Origin of the sequence: Chromobacterium aquaticum, assembly GCF_021129195.1 — a bacterium.
GTDB classification, from domain to species: domain Bacteria; phylum Pseudomonadota; class Gammaproteobacteria; order Burkholderiales; family Chromobacteriaceae; genus Chromobacterium; species Chromobacterium aquaticum.
The window spans coordinates 1-3,696 of sequence record NZ_JAJOHW010000233.1; the positions used below are offsets into that span (position 1 = coordinate 1).

General features: G+C 71.2%; 3 protein-coding genes and 1 pseudogene. All 4 read right to left on the reverse strand.

All coding sequences use genetic code 11. The annotated features are described in order from the left end of the window. Positions 1 to 200: pseudogene (locus LQT98_RS23290) on the reverse strand (hypothetical protein); the annotation flags it as partial. A 13-nt stretch (positions 201 to 213) separates the two neighbouring features. After that, positions 214 to 1,074, reverse strand: coding sequence for an acyltransferase (locus LQT98_RS23295; RefSeq protein ID WP_231465572.1), 861 nt, complete (start codon positions 1,072 to 1,074; stop codon positions 214 to 216). Next, positions 1,071 to 2,501: an O-antigen ligase family protein gene (locus LQT98_RS23300; protein ID WP_231465574.1), complete on the reverse strand. Its 1,431-nt coding sequence runs from the start codon at positions 2,499 to 2,501 to the stop codon at positions 1,071 to 1,073. The genes LQT98_RS23295 and LQT98_RS23300 overlap by 4 nt, the downstream gene beginning before the upstream one ends. Beyond that, positions 2,498 to 3,604: a glycosyltransferase family 4 protein gene (locus tag LQT98_RS23305; RefSeq protein ID WP_231465576.1), complete on the reverse strand. Its 1,107-nt coding sequence runs from the start codon at positions 3,602 to 3,604 to the stop codon at positions 2,498 to 2,500. The genes LQT98_RS23300 and LQT98_RS23305 overlap by 4 nt, the downstream gene beginning before the upstream one ends. Between the last annotated feature and the right edge of the window lie 92 nt (positions 3,605 to 3,696).

Consider the following 3,696-nt stretch of genomic DNA (forward strand, 5'->3'; position numbering starts at 1 on the left):
TGCCACAAGGGCAGCAGCGCGGCGGACAGCAGGCCGCCGGCCAGCAGGGTGCGCAGCGCTTCCGGCAGGAACATCGCCACCAGGAAAGCGTCGCTGCGGCCGCCAGCGCCCCAGGCGGCCACCAGCAGCCACTCGCGGGCGAAGCCGGCCAGCAGGCCGCTCAGCGTGGCCAGGGTCAAGAGCGCGGCGGGACCGAACATGGGCTCAATGCCATCAGTGGAACAGGGTGAACAGACCTTTGCCGCCCACCTTGTAATTGAGATCGCGCGGCCGTTCGCCCATGGGCTTGGCGCCGCTGCCGCCGACGATCTTGTACGGCGCCACTTCCTTGCCCACCACGGTGTTGGCGGTGACCACCGCGCCGCGGCCGATGCGCGCGCCGTGGCCGATCAGCGCGCCGGTGGCGATCCAGGCGTAATCGTCGATATAGACCGGCGCCGACACCGACCAGAATTCCGGCGCGTTCAGGTCGTGGCTGCCGGCGATGATCTTGGCGTAGGAGGCGATGGCGACGTGATCGCCGATGATCAAGCCGGCGCGCGCGTCCAGCAGGCAGTGCCAGGCCACGCAGCTGTCCGCGCCGATGACCAGATTGTTGACGCCCAGCACCTCGGTGTTGCGCCACACGCTGGAGCCCTTGCCGATGCGCGCGCCGCCCAGGCGCAGCCAGGCCAACCGCAGATGGTGGGACGGCAGCTTGTTGATCAGGATGTTGTAGCCCTGCTCCCAGGCGCGCAGCCAGCGGTCCTTGAAAGTGGCCCAGTTGAGGCCGTAGCGCGGCACCAGTTGGGTGGGCACTTCGTCGCGCAGCATGGCGTAGAAACGGCGCGCCAAGGGATGCGGGATGCGGCTTTCCATATTGACGGAGACGATGGACACGCGCGGTTCGGCGGCGTCGCCCTCCTCGAAGGCCACGTTGTTGGCCAGCATCCAGTCGTAGGCGGCGGCCAGTTCCGCCGCCGGCGTGTTCAGGCGCGCGGCGTAGCCGTCCAGCCGCGCGCGCAGCGCGCTGCTGTGGTAGATGCGGTGGCGCAGCGTCAGGGCCGGCGCGGCGGGAAGATCGGTCGCTTTCATCGCGGTGTCGCTTTCGGGTCAACGGTTATCGGGCCGGATGGCGCGGCGCCGTCCAGCAACAGGGGATCGCCGCGGCCGGCCAGCCGGCGCGCCGCTTGCAGATTGATGCCCATCAGCAGCCAGAACAGGCCGATCAGCACCATGGTGAAACTGTAGTAGTGGTCGAAAAAACCAGTCAGCAGCGCCGCCAGCAAGCCGGACAAGGTGCCGAGCCAGACCGCGCGCTCGGGGTCCAGCGCCGACAGCGGGCCGCGCGGCCGCGCTTCGCGCCACCAGGCGATGGTGACGGCGACGAATAGCAGCATGCCGGGCGCGCCCAGCTTGTAGACGAAGTTCAGCCACAGATTGGAGATGCCGAGCAGGCCGCTGTCCGGCGGCGGCGGGTCCACCTTGAAGCCCAGGCCCAGCGGATAGGCGCGCACCGCGTCGGGGAAGCGGCGGTATTCGTCCATGCGCACTTCGGTGCTGGCGTTGCTGGCGGAGAAGGTGGTGGCCAGCCGTTCCTGCAAGGGCGGATAAAACAAGACCAGGGCCAGGCCCAGCGCCGCGGCCAGGCCGATGATGCGGCCGGCGTGCGGCGCGCGCCGCCAGCTCAGCCACAACAACACCAGCGCCAGGCTGACGATGGCTCCGCGCGAGATGCTGAACAGCAGGCCAGCGGCGCCCAGCAGCGCCACCGCCATGCCCAGCAGCCGGCGCCAGCCCTGTTGCGCCAAGCCGTAGAAGAAGGCCAGCGGCAGCATTAGCGCCAGCGCGCCGCCGGTGAGATTGGGATGCACCCAGGGCGAGGCCATGCGGGTGTAGTTGGCGGAGAAGATGTCGCGCACCGCTTCCGGGTGGGCATAACGCAGTTTTTCCAGCACCGGAATAAAGCTGTTGGCGTCGCGGTCCTTGAGGAAATAACCGATGGACAGCAGCAGCATGGCCAGCGTGCCCAGCAGCAGCATCACGATCAGTCGGTCGCGGCTGCGCGCGTCCGGCAGCAGCAGCGGCGCCAGGAACAGCGCGGACAGATTCAGCAGCCAGCGCGCCCAGTTGACCGGCCCGTTGCCGTCGGCCTGCACCATCAGCTGGCCCGCCAGGAAGGGCAGCAGGCTGAAGGCCATCAGCCACAGCAGCCGCTGTTCGGCGCGGCCCTGCGGCCATTGCATGCTGCCGACCGCCAGCCGCGGCAGCGCGCCCAGCCAGGCCAGGCCTAGCAGCGCTTCGGACACGGTGATGCGCACGCCCAGCTGCACCGTGGTATAGGGCATCAGGCAGGCCGCCAGGCCGAAGCCGGCCAGGCCCAGCAGCGGCTGGCGCAGCACCGCGCACAGCGCGCAGCCGGCGGCCAGCGCCAGCGTGGCCACGGCCGGGCCGAGCAGGATCAGCAGGCCGCCGAACAACAGGCCGCAGCCGGCGGCGAGCGCGCGCGTCAGCGGCGTCATGCCAGCACGCCGTCCAGCAACGGACCCAGCCGGGCGGCGTAGGCCTGCATATCGTATTCCCGCGCCCAGGCGCGGTTGGCCGTGGCGCTGCCGTCCGGCCCGGCCTCGGCCAGCTTGCTCATCAGCGCTTGCAGCGCGCCGGCGTCGTCGGGGGCGAAGCGCGCCGCCTGCGGCGGGGCGATTTCATCCAGCGCCGAGCCGGTGGCCACCGCCACCGGGGTGCCTTGCGCCAGCGCTTCTATCACCGGCAGGCCGAAGCCCTCGGCGTAGGACGGCTGCCACAGCCGCTCCGCCGCCGCGTACACCGCGCGCAGGGTGGCGTCGTCCAGCTCCTTGAGCCAGATCAGGCCATCCAGCCGCCGCAGTTCGGCCGGCAGCTCTTGCGGCCGCGCCACCAGCGCCAGCGCCGGCAGGTCCGGCTGGCGCTCGCGCGCCTGCCGCCATTGCTCGACGAACCAGGGCATGTTCTTGCGCGGCTCGCGCGCGCCCACCGCCAGCCAATAGCGCGCCGGCAAGCCGGCCGGCAACGGCGTGGCCGGGTCCGCCGGACGCCAGGGCACGGCGTTGGGCAGCACCGCCAGCTTGGCGCGCTGGCGCGGAAACAGTTTGGCGGCGGCCTGCGCGGTGTAGCGCGACGGCGTCCACACCGCGTCCGCCAGCCGCAGCGAGCGGGCGGTGCCGGCCCAGTCGATCAGCCGGTAAGCCAGCGCGCGCGCTAGGCTGGCATGGTAGTTGTCCAGCGTCAGCTGGAACACATCGTGCAGCAGCAGCGCATAGCGGGTGCCGGCCGGCGCGCCGCAGGGCGGCAGGCCGGTATTGGCGGTGGCGATGTAAAGGTCCAGCCGCTGGGCGCGGATGGCGCGCGGCAGGAAGCGCACCTCGAAATGAAAGCGCTCGCGCGGACGGTGCAGGCCGTCCGCCGGGCTGGGCCGCGCCGGACACTCCGCCAGCCGCCGATGCGGATGGTCGGCCGGGCAGGCGGTGAAGCGCAGCACTTCCACGCCCGGCCGTTGCAGCAGCGCCGCTTCCAACGCCAGCACCTGGCGGGCGATGCCGGACCAGGGCGCGGCGGTGACTGGACGGTAATCAAGGCCGACGCGCATGACGCAGCTCCCGGTAAATGGTTTCCAGTTGATCGGCGGCCACGCTCCAGTCGTGGCGGCGCGCGGCATAGGCGCGGCCGGCGGCGCCCAGG